Below are 21,579 nucleotides of genomic sequence, written 5' to 3' on the forward strand. Positions count from 1 at the left end.
CCATCGAATCCGGCTCTCCGTTCGTCCCACGCTTGCTCTGCAACTCGTCTGGCATACCGCACGATCGGCATGGTCACGGGGACGCCGTCGAGGGCACGGGCGCCGCTGCGATGTCGATGCGGAAGTGCTCCAGTACGTTCGCCATACGTTTCTCGACCTCCGCCGCCGTGGCGCCTTCGACGTGTACGAATCCGGACGCGTTGTGCGAGGCGCGCCGGGCGGTGACCAGGTCGCCGGGCGCCATCCGTACGACGGCTTCGATGACGCCGGGCAGGCGCAGCAGTTCCTCGGGCGAGGTGACCGCGAGCACCCGGCCGGAGTCCGGCAGCGGCAGCAGCAGATCGCCCACGCACCGCCGGACGCCGTAGTCCAGCCGGGGCCGGCGGCCGGTGTAGACATCGAGGGTGGCGCCGAAGACGTCGAAGCCGTAGGCGTGCCCGTGGTTCGCGGTGATCTCGCAGCCCGCCAGCCGGACACCGGCCTCACCCATATGGACGGTGTCGTCGGTCTCGAAGAACTCCATGTGCAGATAGCCGTGGTCGATGGCCATCCCGGTCACCACCCGCCGCACCAGGTCGGCCACATCACAGCGCGGTCCCGGCCCCGAGCCGAGGCTGATGTTGGCGTTCATCGCGCCCTCGACGATGTCCAGCGGCCGGCAGGGCATGGCGCTCGGCCACACGTCCAGCACCTCGCCCCGGTGGATCAGGGCGCAGGCCTCCCACTCCGTGCCGCCCAGATGCTCCTCCACCATGAAGCGGCGCGCGGCGAGATCCACCTGCCGCAGATCCGCGGGTCCGCGCAGCAGATGGGTGTCGAGGCAGGCGAAGGAGTCGACCGGTTTGAGGACGACCGGCCAGCCGTGTTCCGCGGCGAAGCCCGTGACGTCCTCGGCGGCGGAGACCCGCTGGTACGCGGCCGTACGCAGGCCCAGTGCGCGGAACTTGTCCTTCATCGCGGCCTTGTCCCGCACCCACTGCACCTGCTCGCTCGTCAGATGCGGCAGTCCCACCAGGCCCGCGAAGCGCTGGGCGATGTGCTGACGAGGCTCGGAGGGGTTGCAGAAGTGCACCGGGCGCACCGGCTGTCGTGCGATCCAGTCGTGGTAGCGGCGCGCCTCCTCGGTGAGCGGCACATCGCTGCGGACCCAGAATGCGGGCAGCTGAGCCGTGTCGCGCAGGTACCCGGCCGGCAGGTCGTCGCGCGCCTCCTCGAAGCGCAGCAGGACCAGCTCCTCGGGCCGGTGCCGCAGCGCGTACCGGGTGAACGAGTTGGGCCTGTCGTCCACCAGCAGCAAGCCGCTCACATCGTCTCCAGCGTCCGGCGCAGCAGCTTGGCCGCCGTGGCCTGCTGCTGCTCGCTCAGCTCCGGAGACAGCGGAACGCAGAGGGTGCGGTCCAGGAGGGAGCGGGTGCGGGCGAAGCCGTCGCGGGTGAGGGCGCGGGGCACGGCGCCGGCGAGGTTCCAGGGGAAGCCGTCCGCGTACAGCGAGCGCCGCCCCGCGAGGACCGGGTGTTCGGGCAGGAAGTACTTGCCGAGCGTCCAGTTGGCGATGCCCTGCGCGGTGAGCCGCTCGACCGCGGTGTCGCGCAGTTCCCGGTTCGCGAGGCGCAGCCGCAGGCTGATCTTGACGTCGCCGGGCGACCGCGGAACCAGCGCGATGTCGGACCGGTCGGGCAGCTCCTGCGACGCGATCCGGTAGTGCCGCTCCAGCCCGGCGAGGACCTCGTCGAGGTGGCGGAACTGCTGGAGCTGGATGGCGGCGACCTCTTCGCTGGTGACCAGGTTCTCGCCGTAGTAGGCGTCCTCGTTCCAGGTGGGGTAGCGGCCGGGCTTACGGGCCGAGCCGTGATCGTGGTAGCAGCGCATCTCCTCCCACGCCGCCCGGTCGTTGGTGACCAGCAGCCCGCCCTCGCCGGAGGTGAGGACCTTGTTGTGGTGGAAGCTGAAGGCGCCCGCGTACCCACGGGTGCCGACGTGCCTGCCGTCCGGGAAGCGCGCTCCCAGCGCCTGGGCGGCGTCCTCGATGACGAAGGGCACCGTGGCCGGCAGAGGTGCGACGGCGCCCTCCATGTGGGCGACGATCACCCGGCGCGCGTCGGCGGGCAGCAGCGAGGTGTCCAGGGCCAGCGTCTCGTCGACGTCGACCGGCACCGGGATCAGTCCCGTGGACAGCACGGCCCCGGCCACCGCGACGAAGGTGACCGCGGGAATGTAGACGACGTCACCCACTGCCGGCCGGGTGGAGACCAGGGCGAGCCGCAGCGCCTCGGTGCAGTTGTGGACCGCCAGCACGTGCTCGGCGCCCAGTCGCTCACCCACCGTGCGCTCCAGCCGGCTCGCCATGCTCTCCGACTCGGTCTGATAGCGGAACAGCACGCTCTGCTCGATGACCTGCTGCAACTCGTGCATGTCGGACCAGTTGAGGTAGTTGGCGCCGTAGGGCAGAAAGCGCTGGCCCTGTCGTTTCTGGAGGGTCATCGGCCGCCGTCCCCGTGGTCGGCCGACGGCTCCGTGACCGGATACACATCCTGGCTCACGACCATTTCCTGGCCCTTGTAGTTACGCAGCAGCAGCCCTTCGGGGACCTGCTTGTAGGAGGGCTGGGCCATGGGGATCTTGCCGAGCCGGGTGGTGAGCACGTACTGCGGTACGCCGAAGCCGGTGATGTGTCCCTGGAGGCCCTCCATGATCTCCCAGCCCTTTTCGACGGAGGTCATGAAGTGCGCGACGCCGGTCACGTTGTCGCAGTGGTAGAGGTAGTAGGGGCGTACGCGAATGCGCAGCAGCTCCGTCATGAGCTTGCGCATGGTGTCCACCTCGTCGTTGACGCCGCGCAGCAGCACCGTCTGGTTGCCCACCGGGATACCGTGGCGCAGCAGGCGGTCGATGGCCTGCTCGGACTCCGGGGTGATTTCCTTGGGGTGGTTGAAGTGGGTGTTCAGCCACACCGGGTGGTAGCGGGCGAGCATCTCGCACAGCTCCGTGGTGATGCGCTGTGGCAGCAGCACCGGGAACCGGCTGCCGATACGGATGATCTCCACGCTCGGGATGGCGCGCAGGCCGGAGATGATCTCTTCCAGTTTGCCGTCCATGTAGGAGAGCGGGTCGCCGCCGGTCAGCAGTACATCGCGGATCTCGGGGTGGTCGGCGATGTACTGGAGATCTGCGGTGAAGTCCTCGCCCTCGTTCTTCTCGAAGTACGTGCCGTCCACGTCGGTGGTGTGGAACTTGCGGGTGCAGTGCCGGCAGTAGACCGGACATGCCTCGGTGATCAGCATGATCACCCGGTCCGGGTACTTGTGCACGACGCGGTTGGTCTTCCGGTAGAACATGTCGCCCACCGGATCGACGTCCGTACCGTGGTACTCCATCAGCTCACCGAGCGACGGCACGGCCTGCTGCCGTACCGGGCACAGCGGATCGTCGGGATCCATCAGCGAGGCGTAGTAAGGCGTCAGTGACCAGCGGTACTTGCCGGCCGATTCGGCTATCGCCTTCTCCTCGGCGGGAGTCGTGCGAATCCACTTCTGGGCCTTCTCGACGGTGTTGATGCGCTTGCGCATGTGCCACCGCCAGTCGTTCCACTGATCCTCGGGGACATCGGCGGCAGTGGTGAGGGGAAGGGCGGCGGGGTGGGTCTCTGAGGGTATGGGGGGCATCAGAAATCTCCCATCCGGCGGATAGCCGGGGTCGTGCCGACAGGGAAGGGCCTTGCTACGTCAGAACGCGGTGGGTATGAGCGCGAGTTGGCGGACGCGGCGGGCAATGCGCTGTGCTTCGCGTCGGGCGTCGTCATCGGGTTTCAGGGGCGCCCAGGGGCCTGGGTGCGGAGTCCACACGGCGGGTCGCCGGGCGTCCTCCGCCACCTCGATCGGCACCAGCCGTCGCAGCCGGTCGGCCAGATCGCGCTGGTCCGGGCCGAGCGGGGGCAACAGGGTCAAGGGGGCGTTGCGTGCCCACGCCAGTGATACGGCGGTCAGCGTCGGGGAGGCGAGGAAGGTCTCCGCGGCGGCGTGCAGTGCGTCGAAATCCACGTCCGCGGCCCGGTGCACGCGGACACCGGCGACCGGGCCGAGTGCCTTCCGGACGGCCGTGAACCCGGTGTCGCACACCACGTCGCAATGGCCGGTGCGGCGCACCGCCTCCGCTGCGGCCGGCCGCAGAAAGGTATCGGTGAAATCAGCACGTTCCGCGTCGTCGGCCTCGTACGCCGAGACGAGCACCAGACACCCGGACCGCGACCGGTTGCGCGTCAGTCGACGAGGCGCGAGCAACTGCACTGCGTTCAGGGCTTTCTGACTCCTCGTCGGCAGTGCGGAGAGCCAATCGGGCCGTTGCACAAGGCGGGTGACGGCGGGTACGGCCGGTAACTCCGTCGCCCGGTGGCGGCAGTGCAGATACACCACCGGTACGCCTTGTCCGGAGAGCCGCGCCGCGGCCTCGGGCGCGTCACAGACGAGCGCCACATCAGGAGTGGACGGGGCCGTCGGGTACGACACGTCCAGTTCCGTCAGATGGCCGGCGATGCGCCGCCGTGCGGTCGAGGCGTCGAGCAGTCGCGGCTCGTCCACCAGCAGGACCTGGCCCCGGGCCGGGGCGCCCGGGTCCTCGGTACACCGGCTCAGTACTGCCACGGCGGTACGCTCCCCAGTCGGGCCACATCGTCGCTGTACCCAGCGGCCGTGGTGGAACAGCCGTTGCAGATCCGTGGTCCCTGCTCACGGAAGAAGTCCGCCTGGGACCGGAAGGCCGGTGTGTCGAGCTGGATCACCCCGTCCTGGCGCCAGGACGCGGCGTGGGGGTCCGAACCTTCGCGGTGCGGCAGGCAACTGCACGCATAGGCCCGCTCGTACTTGCCGTCCAGGTAGATCACGTCGTCCACGACATGGCACAGCGGCTCGCTCGCCCGCGGTGTGGTCGAGTCGGCGAAGTAGCGGTCCCGCTCCTCGGGGGTGTCGCCGTAGAAGCGTTTGCCGAGCGGGACCAGGTGGGTGTGCGGGTCGGCCTCGTAGACCGGATCGCAGACGGACCGTACATGCTCCGGGTCCGGGTAGCGGATGCTGCGGTCCAGCTTGATGGCGGACAGCTCCCACTGGCGCACGCCCGCTTCCGTGAGGGTCTTCTGGAGCTGCGGCATCTCGGCGTAGTTGTGCGGTCCCACCACGGTGTTCACCCGTGGGAGCACACCGAGTTCGGCAGCTGTGCGCAGGCCGGTCAGCCCGTTGTCGAACATGCCGGGCGAGCGGCGGTAGACATCGTGTGTCGTCGCCGAGCCGCCGTCGAGACTCACGATGACCTGGGCGAGCCCCGCGTCGGCGAGCTCCTCGATGCGCCGGGGCAGCATCATCCCGTTGGTGATGAGCGACATCCGCATCCCGGCGGCGGTGCCCCGGCGCACCAACTCGGCGACGTCCGGGTGCATCAGCGGTTCGCCGCCGGTGAAGCGGACATAGCCCACTCCTGCCTCGGCTGCCCGCGGCAGCAGCTCGTCGAAGTCGTCCAGCGAGAACCGGTAGGTGTCGCGGGACAGCGCGAACTCACACATGAAGCAGTCGGCGTTGCAGGCTTCGAGAATGCGGACGAACAGATACCTCTGACGTGCGCGCGTGCGGTGCCCCGCACCTGTCGGTCCAGCCATGCGCAAGCCTTCCTGTGACGAGTAGTTGGGCAGTGCGGTGTGTGATCAGCCGGAGACCGCACCAGATGTCGGCCGTGCGAGCGCCAGCACATGGCCGGCGACCTGGCGGGCTCCGCCGCTGCCGACGCGGCGGGCCAGGCCCGACCAGTCGGCGCCGGCCCGCGCCCGCTCCAGGGCCGCCAGCACACCGGCCCCCACCGCGGTCTCCGCTCGGTCCGGACTCTTGGCCGCGGCGGAGATACCGCCGTAGATCTGGCGTAGCACCGCCTCCTCGGAGGAGGTTCGGTCCCGCAGCACCGCCTCCTCACAGAAGACGTCGTCCGGCCAGCGGACCCTGGTGTCGGCCCCGACGGCTGTGCTGTGGAAGCGGCCGTTGAAGATCTGGCTCAGGTTCTGCGGCGGCAGACACACCACCGGTGTGGACCGTGCGCCCGCCTCCAGGAGTGTGGTGAGACCGGGCGAGGCGAGCAACACGTCCGCGTCCGACACCTGGCGGAGGAATTCCGCGTGGGGCAGTGCCCCGTAGGTGACTTTCATCGACGCCCCGTCGATCGGATGCGATGCACGCACCGAATCCCGGGGGAATTCCTGCGGAAGATTGCCGGCCACATGGACCTCGCTGAATCCTGCCTTTTCCAGAGCGGTCAGCGCCGCGGGCAGGACGACGCGTGGATAGCTGGTCCAGTCCGTGAGCGTCGGAGACCGCAGTCCGCCGAAGCTGACCAGTGCCCGCTGGAAAGGGACTGCGGTGGGCGACGCATTGCCGGTGTTCGCGCCCTGCGTTCCGGTGTTCTCCAGGACGACGGCTTCCACCCATTGCAGATTGCTGACGGCGGCGAGGAGGTCCCGGCTGTGCGGCTCCAGTTCGATACAACGCTGCGCGCAGTAGACGGAGACATCGAGCGGAAGCGACGGGAGATCGCTTCGGGTCCACAGGAACGGCAGGCTGTCCACGAACACCGTCGGGACGCCGGCCGCCTCCAGCGACGACGCCGCGGGACCCTCCAGGACCACGAGCCCGGCGCAGACATTCTCCTGACGCACGACCTCCGCGACGGCCTCGCGGTCGTCGGTTGCCACGTCGTACCACTGGTCGACCCCGTGTGCGGCGAGCAAGGTACGGCTGAGCCGGGAAGCAAGCCCGACGAAACGCAGGGGCACGGGCGCGGATCGATGGAGCTCGGCTATCACCGCACACAGTTTTCCGGTGCTTCCCCACCCGAATTCGGCCCCGGCGACGGCGATCGTCAGTCCTGAATTCCGTAGGCCGAGGGAAGAGTTCACCGCTGCGAGTACATCGGCCATGGGTCTCCTCAGGTGTGGGGTCCCGTCCCGAAGGAGATCCGGGACGGGGCTGAAGATCTCGACGAGCACAACTCATCACGCGAACCTGGCATCTCCCTGGCAGGCACCTGCCAACGACCTGATGTGGCGTAGGTCACAGAGCGAGGCGGCTCCCGTGCCCTACTGGCTCCCGACCCCCTCCCCCGGGCCGAGCCAGTAGCCGAATCCCTTACGGGTGTGGATCAAGGGGGGAGCCTCCCGGTCGACCTTGCGCCGGAGGCGGGAGATGAGCGACTCGATGGTGTTCTCGGTGCGGGCCCCGTCCTCACCCCACACATTCCGACTGATCTGCTCCTTGGACAGGACCTGCCCCGAGTGGAGCAAGAGGCAGCGCAGCAGCCGGTACTCCGTGGGTGACAGACTGAGCTCTCGCGGTCCGCGCCACACCTGGCACGTTGCGTCGTTCAGGACGAGGTCGCCCAGGATGAGGCCGGCATGGCGCGGCGCGCGTTCCGGCCGTCCGGCACCCCGGTCGTGCAGCAGCACCTGCACTCTGGCCAAAATTTCCGGCATGCGCAGCGGCTTGAGGACATAGTCGGCGACGCCGAGACTGAGCCATGGACACAGACCGTCCAGTGACGTGGACTCGGTCAGGAACAGCACCGGGGCGCTGCCGTCGGCCAGGCGCTGATACCCCGCCAGTTCGTGCGCGTCAGGCATCAGGGTGTCGATGATCAGCAGGTCGAACCGCTGGGCGGCCAGCAGCACCAGCGCCCCGGCCCTGGTGCCGGCCCCGGCGACCTGATACCCCGCCAGCTCCAGACTCTCCAGGACCTTTTCGGATGTTGCCGCCGGGCCGAGGACGAGTAAGGACGCTTGCCGATCGCCGCCGGCCGGAGGGAACTTCTCACGGGAAGTCAGGTGCATGGAGTTCTGCTTCCTTCTGCGTGGGTTCTTCATTGGGGGGTCCGGGAGCCGGTGGCTCATCGGCCTGTTTCTCTCCATGAGGTGATGCTGTGTTCCTTGACGCGCCGCTAGCGCCGCAGGATGAGTGCGTCGCTGAACCGGGAGAGAACATCGGTGAATTCCACGGCGAACGCTGGGTGCCGTGTACAAGCAGTGCCCACCACGGCCGCGTGGTGCCGGTCCGCGATGAGGTGGTGGATGTGGTCGACTCCGAGTGCGGTCAGGGCCGCCGTGAGGCGGGTCCGCAACCGGTCGCTCGGCCTGAGGTGACGGCAGCCCGTAAGAAGTCTGCCCGGACGGGCTCGTGAGCCTGCTGCTCAATAGTCAGACCGAGAACGAAAGCGAAAGATGGACCAGTGGTACAGCCAGACAGCCTTCTTCGGGTCCCTGCCACGTTCTTTCACGGCGCCGATGGAGGTGTCGGCGAAGGCCGGCGTATGCGGCCCCGTGGTGACGAGACCGTTTGACGAGGCGGGCGCCATCGCGATGCGCCGGGCAGGGCCTGGCGGCAGGCGCCCCGGAGCACGGTCAGCCGCGCATAGGGCTCGGTCGGCAGGTGCGCGCCGGCACCGGCCAAGGGGCCGATGATGCGCTCGGCGAGCCGCGCAAGAAGTCCCTGCTTGTTGCCGACGTGCCACCGCACGGAGTTGTGCTGGATCGCCAGGCGGTCAGCGACGGCTCGGAGGTCAACGCACCGGCTTTTCTGGCTACCGTGGGGTGGACGCGGCGGGCCGCTTGCGCAGCAGACTGACGGTGAGAAGCGCCAGCTCCGTTGCCAGGGCGACCACGGTCGGCACGGTCTGCCAGACCGGAACGGCTGAGGCCAGGTTGGTCATCAGGTAGCCCACGAGGATGACAGCGAGTGCCGCCGCCTGAACGTCATGACGCATCCACCACCGCGTGCGGGGACGCTCTGCCGCTCGTCGAGCTGTAACGCATACAGCTCGACGGGGCCGAACTCCTCCTGGGGAGAACACCCCGTGGCGGTGAGGTGATGGGTGGCCTCCCTGGTGAGTTCGGCGGCCCGGGAGCGGGACAGTCCGTGCCGTTCCTCAAGCAGCGGTATGCGGTCGCGAGCCACGACGGCCGCGTACCACTCCGGCGCACCGAAGGCGTCCTCGGGCGTCTCACCGCTCTGCGCGCAGCGCAGGTCCACCTCATCGAGCACCATGCCGGCGGTGGCCCTGTCCACCGACTGCCCCGCCGGCGCCAGCCTCGCCCGAGCTTCCCACCGGGAAGTCAAGTCCGTCACTACTCCTCCTTCGTTACCTGCTCCAGCAGCCGGTCCATCAAGTCGGAGAACCGCTGCCACGTCGCGGCCTCCTCGAGCAGTCGAGCCCGTCCGGCATCGCTGAGCCGGTACACCTTGCGACCCGGCCCGCCTTCCCCGGGCTCCCAGCGGGCTTCCACCAGCCCTTCGATCTCCATCCGACCGAGCACCGGGTACAGCGCTCCCCCGCGGATGGTGCCGAATCCGTGGGCGGCCAACTGCTGCACCAGCGCATAGCCGTGCTGATCCCCCTGCGCCAGCACAGCGGCGAGCGCCAGCGGCAGCACACCCCGCAGCCAGCCCGATGAGGGTTCCTTCACAGGCATCCCGTAGTCACGCCAACCCTCTACTCAAATCTCGACTAGTTCGATTTCAGAGTAGTGACCTTCCAGCCCTGCGTCCAGTACCGGCCACTTCAGTCGGTGCGGGTGGGGGCGCCGTCAACGCACAGCGATCCAACCTGCAGATAACTGAGCGTGCTGCTCTGCGTGTTGGAGTGCGGGGACGACTGCGGGCAGAGCTGCGGTCGGCGCTTCCTGGGTGGTCACTCCTGGCACCGCCCGCCGGGGCCGCGCCCCGGGCCGCCTTGGCTCAGCCCAGCGCGTCCATCAGGGCGGTGACATAGGCATCCAGCCGCGCCTCCACGGCTCGCGTCGTCAGCTCTGTTCTCCCTGCCTCACGCCATGGCTGCGCCACCCGCTGCACTTCTTCTGAGCACGCCAGCCCGTCCCGCACCTGCCAGTACAGCCGCTCGCTCGCGGCCGCGGCCAGCACCCCGCCGGCCTCCTCATACGCCTCAGCGAACCGCAGACCCCACGCCGGGCCGTGCAGCAGCGCGAGATTGGTGGAGCAGTGCGCCACATCGAGATCCGCCGGACCCCAGGAGGCCGCCGCCCAGTCGACGACGCCGGTGATCCGGGCACCTGCCGGCCTTGGGGGCACGTCGAACAGCACGTTGCCGGGCTGGAAGTCCCGGTGCAGGAATCGCCCTTCATAGGGCGGCGCGGGCCTGCGGATCACGTCGATCGCCGCAGCCCACGCCGTCGCGTCGGCCCCCTTCGGAACCACGACGGTGTCGGCGGTCGTCAACGCCACATACTCCCGGGGCCGCTCGGCGGGTCGCAACGCGTGGATCGCCACGAGTTGACGGGCCAGCAGAGGAACGCGCGTCTCCAAACCCTCATCGTCGAGGACCGTCCGACCCGCCAGATGTGTCATCAGGAGCGATGGATACGCGCAATGCGCGGCGGTCGGATCAACCGCGACCAGTCCAGGAGCCGGCACGCCGGTCCCCGTGAGCAGGGCCAGGGCTCCGGCCTCCCTGGTCAGCCAGTCCTCGGCGTGCCCCACGGAGAACGGGTCGACGAAGCTCCGCAGCACCAGATCACGGGTGCCTCCGTCCCGCGTGCCGATGGTCAGTCGCCACATTTCGGCAGTGATGCCGCCGTGCAGCGCCTCGGTCCTGACGATCCGTTCGCCGACCTCCAGGTGCCGGCTCACCCATGCCAGTGTCAGCGGTCGGACAGCCGCCGCCTCATCGTGGTTGGTCACCGTGCCACCTCATCATCCGGACAGCGGCACGAGGTACCGCCGTCGGCTACCGGCTCAGGCAGCTGGCCAGTCGCGGATCACGAGCGAAGCCGGAGTTACCGCCTGCCCCAGTATTGTGGCTTCGCATGACCGACTCCGAGAGCGAGATCACCGCAGACCTGGTCCATAACCTGCTGCGGGAGCAGCATCCGGACCTTGCAGGGCTGGCCATCCGTGAAGTAGCGGGCGGTTGGGACAACCAGCAGTGGCGTCTTGGGGACGAGTTGGCTGTGCGCATGCCGCGTTCAGAACGTGCCCCGGACCTCCAGCGCAAGGAGTGCCGGTGGCTGCCCGTCCTGGCCCCGCGCCTGCCGCTCCCGGTCCCGAACCCTGTACGGATCGGTGAACCGTCCGCGCGCTTCCCCAAGCCCTGGACCATCATGACGTGGGTTCCCGGCGAACCACTGGACTTCACCTCGATCAGCCGCAGTGACCACGCGGCCGATACCCTGGCGGGCTTCCTTACCGCGCTCCACGTGGAGGCGCCCGCTGACGCGCCGATCAGTTCGGACCGCGGCGCCCACCCCAAAAAGTACACGGACGGCTTCGACCACTTCCTTCAATCCGTTGCACCCGACGGCATCGCCGACGAGGTCCGGGCCGTCTGGGATGACGCCGTTGCGGCCCCCGAGTGGGACGGCCCGCCGGTATGGGTGCACGGTGACCTTCATCCCGCCAACGTCGTCGTCTCGGACGGGACACTCTCGGGCGTGATCGACTTCGGTGACATGTGCGCCGGCGATCCCGCGTGGGACCTCGCGGCCGCGTGGGTGATCCTTCCCGCCGGCGGCGCCGCACGGTTCTTCGACGTGTACGCGCGTGCGGACGAGGCGACGATCCGGCGCGCCCGCGGGCTGGCTGCGCTGAAAAGCCTGTTCCTCATGCTGATGGGCCAGAACGGAGACCGGGGCCTTCCTGGCGGCAAGCCGACATGGGGACCCGCGGGCCGGGCAGCGCTTGATCGTGTTCTGCACGACGAAGGCTTCGAATGACACAAGATCGTCTCATCGGTGACCAGCAGCTACGAGCGAAATCCTTACTCCACCGCATACAGCAGGTTGTACTCAGCGCCATCCGCCCTGAAGCGCAGACTGCGCTCACCAGGCGTATCCGTGATCCACTGCTCCCCGAGCCTGCCATCCCCGGCTGTTCCGCCGGCCTCCCCGAGAGAGACGGCGATCGTTCCCGTGAAGTCGCAGTCGTACTTGACGGTGTACATCCGGTCTCCCAGCACCGTCCCATTCCACACGGTGCCACGGTTCTGGACCACAAGCCTCGGCTCGTCGAAGCCGCTCCAGCCCTCAGTCGTGACGCACTTGAGCTTCTCCAGATAAAGCTTGGCCATACCGTCCCCTGTGAAGGATCCTTCTCGACACTTCACATCCTGCCGAGCCGCAATAAACGATCACTAAACGAAGGACACGGTAAGAACCGCGTCACCCCGGCCACTGGCTGTCGCCCGGCCGGCCGGTGAGCTGCGCCCACGAGGGACGCGCAGTCCTGGCCGTGGAAGCACCCATGGCCATCGCTGTCCCCGCTCCGCACGGCGACGCGTGGCGTGTGCTGGGCCGTGCCCGCAGCGGGGAGGGCAACCGGCCGTGGTCGGCCGCTGCGGGTGCCGGAGCGCTGGCCACCGGGGTCGCCCAGACCGCATGGATGCTCTCCCGTCTGCATATCCTCGCCCCGGAAGCGAGCGCGACCACCCGGCCTGAGCGGTTCGCCGCCGGGCAGGCCCGCCTCCTGCTCGCCGAGGCCTTCGTCTCCGGCACCGGCAAACCTGTGCCGGTGGCGGCCGGTCAGCATGCCGCCGACGCCGAAGCCGCCGCCCGCGCGACGCTGACCTACCTGGATGGCCGGGGCGGCGATGCGGGTACCCGGGTGAGGTGGAAGAAGAAATCCGTGGGAGATTCCTTCTTGTCCATCACGCACAGCAGGACGTTGTCGGTCAGCCGGCGGAAATGGTCGATGATGGGCAGCTGGTCGTAGACCATCGCCGTGGACTGCTTGCCGCGGTGGACGACCTCACGCAACGTGGCGAGGCCCATCTCCTCGTACGAGAAGACCGTCCCGTCCTCGTCGCGGCACAGCAGCGGCTCCACGTGCTCGGCGTCGACGAACCGCTTCCCGTACCACCGCATCTTCGTCAGCAGCGCGGCGTTCTCACTGGTGTGCTCGAACGCGCCGCCCTGCCAGGTACCGATGAGGAGATCGGTGTCGACCGGTTCGAGCCGGTCGAACAGCTCCGTCAGCTTCGCGTTGTCGCACTGCCCTCCGGACGCGATGACGTCCAGAACCTCCTGCTCAATGCTCATGGCCGGGGCCTCCCTCGGTTGGGGGACGAATGGTGAGTGCCGGACGGGGGCGGCGCTGCCCGATCCGCCCGGCAGGGGTGCGGTGACCTCCTGGCCGGGCCGTACGGGATCGAAGTGGTGGTACATCCGCGCATGCCAGAGCGCCACCCGCTCCAGTGCCACCGCGGAACCGTACCCGGCCGCGGTGAGCGGAGCCAGAGCCCGCCGGCAGTTTTCGAGCCCTGCCTCGGCGCGCCGGTACACCTCCTGCTCGGTCAGGCCGAACGCGAGCGCGTCGGACTTCCCCTCGGACTGTTCCCGTTGGTGGCCGCGCAGATCGTTGAGCAGGCGGATGGCGGTCGCGGCCTGGCGCAGCGCGTCGAGCAGCAGGGGAAGACGCCGGGACAGCCCCGGCTCGTCCATGAGGGCCCACAGCGCGGTGACCTGTTGTTCGACGCCGATGGTCCAGGCGCCGTGCCGTAGATAGTCCGTCAGCCCGGTGACGCCACCACCGGCGGCCGCTGTCCGGGCCGCCTCCCGTTCCCACTGCATGCCGATGAGCGTCTGATGCATGCTTTTCCGCCAGACGGCGGTAAGTTCGGGTCGGCCCTCGCGGTCCAGGTCCCGGGCGATCTCCGCCAGAGCGCGCGCGATGGGGTCGTCGCTGACGCCCGCGCGGTCGCCGTCGCTGTCGCCGTCGTTGTCGTGCCCCGCGAGGACCCGGTGCCAGGCCCGGACGCGGGTCGGGGTCCCGTCCGGGCCGCAAGTCGCCGCGTCCGGTGCGTCCGGTGCGTCCAGGACGTTGTCGATCGCCATCAGCCAGACCGTGAGCCGGGCCATCCGGTAGCAGGTCTCCGGAGGCAGCCAAGGGGTGAAGAACGCCGTCTGAAGGCACATCAGGGGAACCAGCGCGGGGTCCACGGGCAGCCCGAGCTCTTTAAGCCAGATCTCCAGTCGCGGCATGCTCTGCAATGCGGCGGAGCATGTCTCCGCTATGGAGACGATCTCCCGGGGAGGGTGGCCGAGCGGCCGCGCAGTGTTCACGGCGTCAGGCTACGTCCCGCGCTCGTGCGGGTTCCTGCGCTCCGAGCCTTTTCGGCCCGCCCGCAGCCGGTCCGGTGCGTCTGCCCGCGGCCGCGTCGCCTCCCCGGCCCGGCCAGTCGATAGCACCTCGGGCCGTCTCCACGCGGTGCGTCAGATCGCCGCATGCGTCACGCCCACGCATAAATCACGTCCACGCATGAGTCACGCCAACGCATCAGTCACGTCCACGAAGCGGCAGCGGAACCAGGGAAGACAGGGGTCAGATGTCAACAGGACCTGCGTTACCGTCCATTCCGGACGCGCAGCTCTCGCCCACCCTCGCCACACGTGTGAGCCGTGCGCTTGCCCTGGCCACCCGGCATACGCTCTCCACCCAGCGGGACAACGGCTCATGGCTGGCCACCCCCGCCCCTCGCATCACGGAGACCGCACTGTGCACGCTGGCCCTGGCACGCTCTCCGCACCCCGGCGCCGTCCGAGCCGCCGAGCGGGGCCGGGCCTGGCTCGCCCACGGCGCCGCCCCGCAGAACCACCATCCGGTGGCCCATGCCGTGGAGACCGCACTGCTGTCCCTGGCCCTGGACACCGGCGGCCCCATCGACGTGAGCCACCCCTCCTTCGCGGACCGGGCGCTGTCGGCCCGCGCCCGGCTCCTCCAGGCCATCGCCCTCTACACCGGCCGAGCGACCAGCGGCGGTACCGGTCCCGCCGCGCTGCGCACCCAGCTGGCCACCGCGGTCGCGGCCCAGGGGCGGCTCAAACGCTGGACCCAGGTGGAACTCTGGTCCGCGCACGCCCTGGTGGAGGCCCACTTCGGCGACCGGATATCCGCCCGGCACGCCGCCCGTATGGTCGCCGAACAGCAATCCCTGTCGGGTGACTTCTTCGCCAATCCGGTCACCACCGCTCTCGCGGGACTCGCGCTCCAGGCCGCCGCCCCCGGCACGGCTGCCGCCCGCCGCTGTGCGGAGTACCTTCTCACCAGCCAACTCCCCGACGGAACCTGGCGCTTTTCCACCAGCGACGTCTGGGACACCGCGCTGACCATGCGTGCCTTTCACGGCGCGGCGGCCTTCGACCGCCACGGGCTGCCGTCCGCCGTCGCGTTCCTGGTCGCGGCACAGAACCCGGACGGCGGCTGGCCGTACCGCCTGGGTGTCGAGTCCGACAACGACACCACCGCGGCCGTCCTGATCGCTCTGGGCGGCGCGAGCGGCGCGCCCGAAACGACGCTCCGGGCCGGGCTGCGTCACCTGGCCCGGCAGCAGACGGCCGACGGTCTCTGGCGGACCTGGCAGTCCGCCGGGGACCCTCCGGTGGACGACGTGGTGGCCCATGTCGTCACCGCACTGGACCGCCACTCCGACCGCCATCGCGTGCAACTGGCCGCGGCGCGTGGCTGGCTCACCGAGCGCCTCCGCGAGCAGGGATGCTGGCACCCCGGGTGGTACCGGGGACTGCCGTACGCCACCGCCGAGGTCCTTCCCGCCCTCGCTGCGGCCGTACCTGAGGGAGGCCACCCCGCCGCCCGGACGCTGGCCGCATGCCGTAACCCCGATGGTGGCTGGCCCGTCGAAGCGACCGGCCCGAGCGCTCCCGCCGCAACGGGACTGGCGCTCACGGCCCTGGAACACGGCGGTCTGCTCCACGAGGAACACTGGGCGCCGGGACTCGGCTACCTCGTGGAGAACCAGCGCGACGACGGCACCTGGCCGGGCGTACCTCTGATGTACGGCCCGCGACCGCTCCTCACGCACTACCCCACCCACACCCAGGCGTTTGCCGTCGGCGGCCTCCTTGCCGGGCAGCGCCGCCTCCACCACGCGGCGGGACCCACCGCCTCCGCTCACAGGGAGGACTGACATGTGGCCGGGAACGACAAGGACCGGCAGGAGCAGAAGCGGTGCACGGCTCACCGGCGGCCCGGGAGACACCGTCGCCGATGCCCCCACCGGAGCCCCCGTCGCCCCCGGCCGCGTGCCGCTGGCCGGGCACGCCCCCTGGATCCACCGTGATGCGCTGCGCTTCGTCCGGGAGCTGCGGCGCCACGGGCCGGTGACGAGGATCTACATCGGCCCACGGCAGGTACACACCGTCAACTCGCCCGAGATCGTCCGGGAGTTGCTGACCGTGCAGGCGCGCGCCTTCGACAAGGGCGCGATGTTCGACGCCCTGCGCGAGCCGCTCGGCGACGGGCTGATCACCGCCGCCGGCGACCGCCACCTCCACCACCGCCGGCTGATGCAACCCGCCTTCCACCACGAACGGATCGCCGGCTACGCCCGCATCATGTCCGAAAGGTCGCTGGCACGGGCCGCTGTCTGGGAGCCCGGTACCACTCTCGACCTGGTACCGGAGATCCACCGCCTGACGCTCGACATCCTGCTGCGCACCCTCTTCGCGGATCCCCAGGACCCTGAACTGCGCACCGCCGTCCGGGACTGGCTGTCCGTCAAGTACCACGCGATGCGCCTTGCCCTCTCACCGCTGCACGCCTGGGCGGAACGTCTCCCGCTGCCGGTCGGCTGGCGGCCGCCGCAGCCCGGCCCGCTGCGCCGGCTGGTGGCCGTCCAGCACCGCATCGTCGAGACCTACCGCGCCGATGGCCGGGACCGCGGCGATCTGCTCTCGATGCTCCTGGCCACGGGCGGCCCGGACGGTTCCCTGACCGACGCCGAAGTGACCGACGAACTGATCACCCTGTTCCTGGCCGGTACCGGCACCGTCAGTGCGTCCCTGGCCTGGGCGCTGTACGAGATCTCCCGCCGGCCCGACGTGCAGCGGCGGATCCACGACGAACTCGACACCGTCCTCGCCGGACGGCCTCCCGGCATCGAGGATCTTCCCGCACTGGTCCACACACGAAGGGTGCTGACCGAAGTGCTGCGGCTGCATCCACCGTCGTGGCTGCTGATGCGCCGTGCGGTGCGGCCGGTCACCCTCGGCGGCGTGTCGCTCTCCCCCGGCGCCGAGGTGTTCTTCAGCCCGTACGCCCTGCACCACGATCCGCAGCTGTACGAGAACCCGGACGACTTCGAGCCTGAGCGCTGGTCGCACGCCGACGCCGCAAAGTCTTCGCGTCACACCTATCTGCCCTTCGGGGCCGGCAGCCGACTGTGCATCGGGGAAGACTTCGCCTGGACCGAACTGATGCTGGCACTGGTCGCGTTCACCGCTCACCGGCGCCTGACACCTGCCGGCTCCACCCCCGTGCGGGCGCTGGTCGGCACCGTCCTGCGCCCGGACCGGCTGCCGCTCACGGCGCATGCCCGCCCGTCCTGATCCGCACGGCTCGGCCTCTCCCGCCTGCCCTTCCCTTGCCAGGAGTCACACATGCCAGTGCCCGCACAGATGTCACACGGCGGACCGCAGCCCGGCCGGCTGCGGGACCGGGTCGCCCTGGTGACCGGTGGCGCTTCCGGGATCGGCGACTCGTGTGCCCGGCGGCTGGCCGCGGACGGTGCTGTGGTGGTGGTCGCGGACCTCGACGAGGACGGGGCGACCCGTGTGGCCCGGCAGATCACCGCGGACGGTGGCACCGCCCTGGCCCGCCGCATCGATGTCACCGACCCTGACAGCGTCACCCGCGTCGTCACGGAAGCCGCCACCTTGCGCGACGGCCTGCGGATCGCGGTCAACAGCGCCGGGATCAACGGGCCCCTGAGCCCACTGGCCGAACTCCCGCCCGCCGACTTCGACACCGTCATGAGGGTGAACCTGTACGGCGTCTTCCACGCGATGCGCTGCCAGCTCCCCGCGATGGCCACCACGGGCGGCGTCATCGTCAACCTCGCCTCCATCGCCGCACATGCGACCTTCCGAGGGCACGCCGCCTACACCGCCGCCAAGCAGGGCGTCCTCGCCCTGACCCGGACCGCGGCGCGCGAATACGCCGACCAGGGCATCCGGGTCGTGTCGGTGTCACCAGGCGTCGTCGACACCCCCATGGTCACCTCGCTGCCGCCCGGAGCCACCGACCGTCTCCTCACCGCCGTCCCCCTGAGGCGCACCGCGCAGCCGGCCGAAGTCGCCGCACTCATCGCGTTCCTGGTGTCCGACGACGCCTCGTACGTGACGGGCAGCGACCATGTGGTCGACGGTGGTTACCTGGCCAAGTAGGCGGCCTCGCGCTTCCCGACCGCCACGGTGTCGCTTTCGGGCTGGCTGTCCCGTAATAAAAGTCGGGCTGCCGTCCGGGTGTCACCCCGCGCGCTGCCCGATGGCTCCACGAGCTCTGCGTCACAATCCCGGCATACCCAGGAGCAGTGTCTGCGCACCGATTTCTCGTTGGAGCCGCCATGCGCACCTCCGTTAAATGCCGTCGCACCCGGCCAGTCGGGGCTTTCACGGCGACGGTCACCGCAGCTGGCCTGCTGCTGACTTCCTGCGGTGGCGACAGCTCGCCGCCCAGGCCTGCAAAAGGCAGCGGCAAGATCACCCTGACCGAAATGGACTATTATATTTCGGAACCCGGGCGGAGTGCGCTGACCAAGCAGCTCACCCGGTGCGGCAAGCTGGCGGGGGTTGTCATCAAGCGGCAGATTGTGCCGGACCTGCGCACAAAAGTGCTCCAGTTGGCGAACAGTCGGGCGCTACCGGACCTGATTCTCCTGGATAATCCTGACCTCCAGCAGCTCGCCGCCACGGGAGCGCTTGTCGACCTCGGCGCGGCCGGTGTGAAGACCGACGGACTGTATCCGAACATCGTCGCCGCGGGTAAATACCGGGGTAAGCAGTACGGTGTGGCGCCCGGTGTGAACCAGTTGGCGCTCTACTACAACACCTCGATGCTTGCGAAGGCGGGCGTCAAGCCGCCTGCGACGTGGGATGAGTTGCGCATCGCGGCCAAGAAGCTGACTCAGGGCGACAAGGTGCACGGAATCGGCTTTGCCGTGCCGGCCAGCGAAGAAGGCAGTTTCCAGTTCGAGTCCTTCTTCTTCAGCGCCGGGGCTTCCCTGAAGAAGCTCGATTCGCCGGAGGCCGTGTCGGCGCTGCGCCTCCTGAAGGACCTGGTCTCGTCCGGTTCGGCACCCAAGGACGTGCTCAGCTGGAATCAGATGAATGTCGGGGAGCAATTCACCAACGGTTCGCTGGCTATGATGATCAATGGCCCCTGGGAGCTTCCCCTGCTACGAAAGGCAGGCATGAAGGATTTCGGCATCGTGCCGGTACCCGCCCCTGCCGGGAGAACCTCCTCCGGTGCGCTCGGCGGTGAGGTGTGGGCGGCCGGCAGCAGTGGGGACAAGTCTCGCAAGGCGGTCGAGGTCATCAAGTGCATGGTGTCGAAGGGAAACAGTCTGGAGTGGGCCAAGCTCACCAATTACGTGCCGTCCGACCCGAAGGTGACCGCGGAATTCAGTGCCGCTGTTCCCACGATGAAGACCTTCGTGGAGACCATCGGAAGCGCCAAGAGCCGCACGGCGGAAGTCGGGCCGGATTATCCGAAGTACTCGCAGGCGCTGTGGACCGCGGTGCAGGCAGCATTGTCAGGGAGTAAGTCGCCCAGCGCGGCGCTGGCCGACGCACAGAAGCAGGCGACGCAATGAGCACCGAGCCGCCGACCCGTGTCTGGTACACGCTGACGGTCACCCTCCCGGAAAGGTAGCCGTGGTTCCGGAAGTGCCCAAGAACTCGGCGGCGGTCGTCGGCGGCAGAAGGCCGCCGCCGGACCGCTCCGTGGCTCCGGCGGCTCGCAACAGACGGCTCGGGATCGGGTTCATCGTGCCGGTCGTCGTGTTCGTCGCGGTCTTCTACCTCTACCCTCTGGCCCGCAATGTGGTGCTGTCCTTCCAGGACTACGACATCAATTCCCTTTACAGCGGCAACGCCCCGTTCATCGGCCTCGGCAACTACCGCCGGCTGCTGAGCACTCCCGCCTTTGCCACTGCCGTCGTCAACACCGTGGTTTTTGTTGCGGGATCGCTCTTCTTCCAGTTCACGATCGGCCTGGGGCTCGCGGAGTTCTTTCACCGCTCGTTCCCGCTCAGCCCGCTGTTGCGGTCGCTCCTGCTGATCCCCTGGCTCTTGCCCCTGGTCGTCTCCGGCACGCTGTTCCGGTGGCTGCTCGACACCAGCAACGGCGTCGTCAATCAAATCCTGCTCACCCTCCATCTGGTCCAGGACCCGGTGCCGTGGCTCAACACCCCCCACACCGCGATGGCGGCAGTGCTGATCTGCAACATCTGGATCGGTGTGCCGTTCAACATGGTGATCCTCCACAGCGGAATGCAGGCCATCCCGGCGGAGCTGTATGAAGCGGCTTCCCTGGACGGCGCCGGCCGCTGGCAGCAGTTCCGCTATGTCACCCTGCCCCAGATCGGCCCCGTGGTCGGCATCGTCGTGACGCTCGGCCTGATCTACACGCTCAAGGTCTTCGACGTGATCTGGGTGATGACCAAGGGTGGCCCGGCAAACGCCACCCACACGATCACCACCTACGCCTACCAGCTGTCCTTCGGCGGACTGTCGGAGTTCGGGCTCGGCGCAGCCGCGGGTGATCTGCTCATCGTCGTGGCCGCCGTCTTCGCCCTGCTGTACCTGCGCGCGCTGCGCGCTGATCCTGGAGCCCGTGCATGACCGCCGCCCGCGCTGCCCGGGGCCGGCCCGCCACGGTCCGTGGCGGACGGAGCCGTTCGGCCGTCGCCACCTGGGCGAAATCCGCGTTCGGTGTCGCCGTCGTCGCCATCATGCTGTTCCCGCTGTACTGGATGGTGAACGCATCCTTCCAGACCAATCAGCAGTTGGCCCGGCCGTCACCGCACTGGCTGCCCCTCGGCGGCACGCTCACCGGCTACCGGGACGCGCTGTCCCAGCAAGGGGGCCATCTACTGGCATCCCTGATCATCGCCACGGGCGCCACGGTCCTGACGCTGACCCTGGCTGCGCCGGCGGCCTACGCGCTGGCGCAGCTGCGCTCCCCGGGCGGCAGGACGCTCCTGAGCGTGCTGCTGGTCGTCCAACTCGTGCCCGGCATCGTCATGGCCAACGCGCTGTACCAAATCTTCGCCTCGGTCCAGATCCTCAACTCGGCCCTGGCGTTGATCCTGGCCGACGCCACGCTTGCCGTCCCCTTTGCCGTACTCATCCTGCGGGCCTTTATGACGGCCATCCCCCGATCTCTGCTGGAGGCAGCGGCGTTGGACGGTGCGGGTGCGGTACGCACCTTTTGGCGGATCGTGCTCCCCATATCCCGCAACGCGCTGATCACAGCAGGCCTTTTCGCGTTCCTCTTCGCATGGGGTGACTTCCTGTTCGCCACCACGCTCAATCTCAACACCACCACGTGGAAGCCGATCACGCTGGGTCTGTACGACTACATCGGTGGCGGCACCAACATCACCACCTGGGACTCGGTGATGGCCACCGCCGTCATCTCTTCCCTGCCCGCCGCGCTGCTTCTGACCATTGCCCAGCGGCATATCGCCGCCGGAGTCATCAATGAAGCGGTCACGGACTGACCGCGCCGTAAAGCGCCACTCGTGCCCCTGCACCGC

The 21,579-nt window shown here is 69.0% G+C and carries 20 protein-coding genes; 7 read left to right on the top strand and 13 right to left on the bottom strand.

The window, feature by feature from the left end; translation table 11 throughout:
• Window positions 1-73 precede the first annotated feature (73 nt).
• The 11 genes from CP981_RS01895 to CP981_RS01945 all read right to left on the bottom strand — a co-directional run bounded on the left by CP981_RS01895 (window position 74) and on the right by CP981_RS01945 (window position 10,712).
• A complete protein-coding gene (locus tag CP981_RS01895) occupies window positions 74-1,306 on the bottom strand; it encodes an ATP-grasp domain-containing protein (protein ID WP_085923135.1) in 1,233 nt (410 codons plus the stop codon).
• Window positions 1,303-2,481, bottom strand: coding sequence for a DegT/DnrJ/EryC1/StrS family aminotransferase (locus CP981_RS01900; protein WP_085923134.1), 1,179 nt, complete (start codon window positions 2,479-2,481; stop codon window positions 1,303-1,305). The genes CP981_RS01895 and CP981_RS01900 overlap by 4 nt, the downstream gene beginning before the upstream one ends.
• Entirely contained in the window at window positions 2,478-3,662 is a 1,185-nt protein-coding gene (gene blsG, locus CP981_RS01905; protein ID WP_085923133.1) for an arginine 2,3-aminomutase, read from the bottom strand. The genes CP981_RS01900 and blsG overlap by 4 nt, the downstream gene beginning before the upstream one ends.
• 60 nt (window positions 3,663-3,722) lie before the next feature.
• Window positions 3,723-4,637 (bottom strand): CGA synthase-related protein, encoded by a 915-nt coding sequence (gene blsF, locus CP981_RS01910; protein WP_158092622.1) that lies wholly within the window; start codon window positions 4,635-4,637, stop codon window positions 3,723-3,725.
• Window positions 4,625-5,641, bottom strand: coding sequence for a cytosylglucuronate decarboxylase (gene blsE / locus CP981_RS01915; RefSeq protein WP_085923131.1), 1,017 nt, complete (start codon window positions 5,639-5,641; stop codon window positions 4,625-4,627). The genes blsF and blsE overlap by 13 nt, the downstream gene beginning before the upstream one ends.
• Before the next feature lie 45 nt (window positions 5,642-5,686).
• Window positions 5,687-6,946 carry a hydroxymethylcytosylglucuronate/cytosylglucuronate synthase gene (locus tag CP981_RS01920; RefSeq protein WP_085923130.1) on the bottom strand — a complete coding sequence of 420 codons (1,260 nt, stop codon included), beginning with the start codon at window positions 6,944-6,946 and terminating at the stop codon, window positions 5,687-5,689.
• 159 nt (window positions 6,947-7,105) lie between these two features.
• Complete coding sequence (locus CP981_RS01925) at window positions 7,106-7,852, bottom strand: response regulator transcription factor (RefSeq protein ID WP_085923129.1); 747 nt, start codon at window positions 7,850-7,852, stop codon at window positions 7,106-7,108.
• A 746-nt stretch (window positions 7,853-8,598) separates the two neighbouring features.
• The gene (locus CP981_RS39110) at window positions 8,599-8,727 is read right to left on the bottom strand and encodes a hypothetical protein (RefSeq protein WP_280116687.1); all 129 of its coding nucleotides are present in this window, start codon (window positions 8,725-8,727) and stop codon (window positions 8,599-8,601) included.
• Window positions 8,727-9,083: a hypothetical protein gene (locus CP981_RS01935; RefSeq protein WP_158092621.1), complete on the bottom strand. Its 357-nt coding sequence runs from the start codon at window positions 9,081-9,083 to the stop codon at window positions 8,727-8,729. The genes CP981_RS39110 and CP981_RS01935 overlap by 1 nt, the downstream gene beginning before the upstream one ends.
• A gap of 59 nt (window positions 9,084-9,142) precedes the next feature.
• On the bottom strand, window positions 9,143-9,481 hold the full coding sequence (locus CP981_RS01940; RefSeq protein ID WP_244329492.1) for a PadR family transcriptional regulator: 339 nt from the start codon (window positions 9,479-9,481) through the stop codon (window positions 9,143-9,145).
• A gap of 271 nt (window positions 9,482-9,752) precedes the next feature.
• Window positions 9,753-10,712 (bottom strand): phosphotransferase family protein, encoded by a 960-nt coding sequence (locus CP981_RS01945; protein WP_085923125.1) that lies wholly within the window; start codon window positions 10,710-10,712, stop codon window positions 9,753-9,755.
• 125 nt (window positions 10,713-10,837) lie between these two features.
• Here CP981_RS01945 and CP981_RS01950 point away from each other — a divergent pair, with 125 nt between their 5' ends.
• Entirely contained in the window at window positions 10,838-11,743 is a 906-nt protein-coding gene (locus CP981_RS01950; protein ID WP_085923124.1) for an aminoglycoside phosphotransferase family protein, read from the top strand.
• A 44-nt stretch (window positions 11,744-11,787) separates the two neighbouring features.
• On the opposite strand, the gene CP981_RS01955 is transcribed toward CP981_RS01950, so the two are convergent.
• Complete coding sequence (locus CP981_RS01955; RefSeq protein WP_085923123.1) at window positions 11,788-12,096, bottom strand: hypothetical protein; 309 nt, start codon at window positions 12,094-12,096, stop codon at window positions 11,788-11,790.
• 496 nt (window positions 12,097-12,592) lie between these two features.
• Entirely contained in the window at window positions 12,593-14,086 is a 1,494-nt protein-coding gene (locus CP981_RS01960; protein ID WP_244329493.1) for a DUF4334 domain-containing protein, read from the bottom strand.
• A gap of 329 nt (window positions 14,087-14,415) precedes the next feature.
• On the opposite strand from CP981_RS01960, the gene CP981_RS01965 reads away from it, so the two are divergent.
• From CP981_RS01965 to CP981_RS01990, 6 genes are all read left to right on the top strand, one after another.
• The gene (locus CP981_RS01965; protein WP_085923121.1) at window positions 14,416-15,948 is read left to right on the top strand and encodes a prenyltransferase/squalene oxidase repeat-containing protein; all 1,533 of its coding nucleotides are present in this window, start codon (window positions 14,416-14,418) and stop codon (window positions 15,946-15,948) included.
• Between the two features lies 1 nt (window position 15,949).
• Window positions 15,950-17,368: a cytochrome P450 gene (locus CP981_RS01970; protein ID WP_244329494.1), complete on the top strand. Its 1,419-nt coding sequence runs from the start codon at window positions 15,950-15,952 to the stop codon at window positions 17,366-17,368.
• Window positions 17,369-17,419: 51 nt separating this feature from the next.
• Window positions 17,420-18,205: an SDR family NAD(P)-dependent oxidoreductase gene (locus tag CP981_RS01975; protein WP_425282106.1), complete on the top strand. Its 786-nt coding sequence runs from the start codon at window positions 17,420-17,422 to the stop codon at window positions 18,203-18,205.
• Window positions 18,206-18,384: 179 nt separating this feature from the next.
• Complete coding sequence (locus CP981_RS01980; protein WP_085923119.1) at window positions 18,385-19,632, top strand: sugar ABC transporter substrate-binding protein; 1,248 nt, start codon at window positions 18,385-18,387, stop codon at window positions 19,630-19,632.
• 61 nt (window positions 19,633-19,693) lie between these two features.
• Entirely contained in the window at window positions 19,694-20,662 is a 969-nt protein-coding gene (locus tag CP981_RS01985) for a carbohydrate ABC transporter permease (RefSeq protein ID WP_244329495.1), read from the top strand.
• Window positions 20,659-21,543 (top strand): carbohydrate ABC transporter permease, encoded by an 885-nt coding sequence (locus tag CP981_RS01990; protein ID WP_085923118.1) that lies wholly within the window; start codon window positions 20,659-20,661, stop codon window positions 21,541-21,543. Before CP981_RS01985 ends, CP981_RS01990 begins: the two co-directional genes overlap by 4 nt.
• Window positions 21,544-21,579 lie beyond the last annotated feature (36 nt).

It is taken from the genome of Streptomyces platensis (assembly GCF_008704855.1).
Classification (GTDB): domain Bacteria; phylum Actinomycetota; class Actinomycetes; order Streptomycetales; family Streptomycetaceae; genus Streptomyces; species Streptomyces platensis.

Coding starts and splice junctions, on each gene's coding strand:
- CP981_RS01900 (WP_085923134.1), bottom strand. CDS start 2,481: ATGACCCTCCAGAAACGACAGGGCCAGCGCTTTCTGCCCTACGGCGCC.
- blsG (WP_085923133.1), bottom strand. CDS start 3,662: ATGCCCCCCATACCCTCAGAGACCCACCCCGCCGCCCTTCCCCTCACC.
- blsE (WP_085923131.1), bottom strand. CDS start 5,641: ATGGCTGGACCGACAGGTGCGGGGCACCGCACGCGCGCACGTCAGAGG.
- CP981_RS01920 (WP_085923130.1), bottom strand. CDS start 6,946: ATGGCCGATGTACTCGCAGCGGTGAACTCTTCCCTCGGCCTACGGAAT.
- CP981_RS01925 (WP_085923129.1), bottom strand. CDS start 7,852: ATGCACCTGACTTCCCGTGAGAAGTTCCCTCCGGCCGGCGGCGATCGG.
- CP981_RS39110 (WP_280116687.1), bottom strand. CDS start 8,727: ATGACCAACCTGGCCTCAGCCGTTCCGGTCTGGCAGACCGTGCCGACC.
- CP981_RS01950 (WP_085923124.1), top strand. CDS start 10,838: ATGACCGACTCCGAGAGCGAGATCACCGCAGACCTGGTCCATAACCTG.
- CP981_RS01955 (WP_085923123.1), bottom strand. CDS start 12,096: ATGGCCAAGCTTTATCTGGAGAAGCTCAAGTGCGTCACGACTGAGGGC.
- CP981_RS01970 (WP_244329494.1), top strand. CDS start 15,950: ATGTGGCCGGGAACGACAAGGACCGGCAGGAGCAGAAGCGGTGCACGG.
- CP981_RS01975 (WP_425282106.1), top strand. CDS start 17,420: ATGCCAGTGCCCGCACAGATGTCACACGGCGGACCGCAGCCCGGCCGG.
- CP981_RS01980 (WP_085923119.1), top strand. CDS start 18,385: ATGCGCACCTCCGTTAAATGCCGTCGCACCCGGCCAGTCGGGGCTTTC.
- CP981_RS01990 (WP_085923118.1), top strand. CDS start 20,659: ATGACCGCCGCCCGCGCTGCCCGGGGCCGGCCCGCCACGGTCCGTGGC.